This window comes from Oleiphilus sp. HI0125, from assembly GCF_001635355.1.
This window is the reverse complement of sequence record NZ_LWGF01000984.1, coordinates 1-1,318: the sequence shown is the minus strand read 5'-3', so window position 1 is coordinate 1,318 and position 1,318 is coordinate 1. Positions and strand designations below refer to the sequence as shown.

General features: G+C 42.7%; 1 protein-coding gene. It reads left to right on the top strand.

Going from position 1 to position 1,318, the window contains the following annotated elements; all coding sequences use genetic code 11:
* On the top strand, positions 1 to 1,318 hold a 1,318-nt coding region (locus A3762_RS16920; protein ID WP_068756745.1), incomplete at both ends, for a dynamin family protein.

The window sequence follows — 1,318 nt, the reverse complement described above, 5'->3', positions numbered from 1 at the left end:
ACGCTTGGAAACAAGGTTTACTTGAGCAGATTCAAACATACTGTTCGTGGCTTTCAGAAAACGGTGCTGCTTCAGAAGATGTTATTAAACGTCTAGCTCGTACTTGCTTGGAACTGCAAGAGGATGAGCTAACTTTGGCACTTGTAGGTGAATTTTCCCGTGGTAAANCGGAATTAATTAACGCGCTCCTTCATACAGAAAATTTCCAACGAATTCTTCCTTCTAAAGCGGGGCGTACAACAATGTGCCCCACAGAATTATTTTATGATCGCCGAGTTAAGCGTTCCTATTTGCGTTTATTGCCTATCGAGAGCCGTCGTCTGAATCTCACTATTACAGAAATGAAGCAAAAAACGGAGCTATGGGAATCATATAAATTAGATGAGCTATCACAAGATGACACCAGTAAGATATTAGAATGCGTGGCTGAGGTTGTGTCAGTTAGTAAAGACGAAGCGCTTGCCTTGGGGTTTGAAGAATCAATGCAAGAGCAAGATCTTGAAAACCCCGAGAAGGTTATTATTCCTCGATGGCGTCATGCGCAGCTCAGTCTAAAGCATCCTTTGCTACAACAAGGTGTGCGTATTTTAGATACTCCGGGATTAAACGCGTTGGGTTCGGAGCCTGAGTTGACAGTGAGTATGATTCCAAATGCACAAGCGGTTGTGTTTTTGCTTTCAGCTGATGCTGGTGTAACTGCGAGCGATATGGCGATTTGGAATCAATATATCTCTCCGAACGGAGAGGCTTCAGAAAAATACTGTTATGCCTTATTGAATAAAATTGATGTCTTGTGGGACGACTTACAGGGCGAGACGTATACGGCTGCAGCGATTGAGTCAGTGAAGCAGGATACTGCTAGAAAGCTTGGTATTGCCGCAGAGCATGTGTTGCCAGTTTCAGCAAAGAAAGCATTACATGCAAAAGTAAAACAAGATGATGCGCTAGGTCAGAAAAGTGGCCTCCAAAAATTTGAAAACTTGTTGATAGAGCAGTTGGTTAACGAGCGTGAACGTTTACTCTACAGCTCAGCTATTTCTGATATCAGTTCTTTAGTACAGAGCAGTGAAAAAGTAATACGGCATCAGTTAGTTCGCGCAAAACAACATTTACTAGCGCATGAACGCAATGAAGATGCTGAGTCATCTCTGAATGATATTGGTGATCAAACACAACAAGATCACGCTGAGTTCTATAGAAAACTCGTTGCTTTGCGTTCAAGTCGACGTTTGATGATGTCGCAGAAAGAAATCCTCCATGAGCTTGTTCATCTCGATAAGTTTGATGCACTTGCCGACGATATTCGCAGAGCGATGCA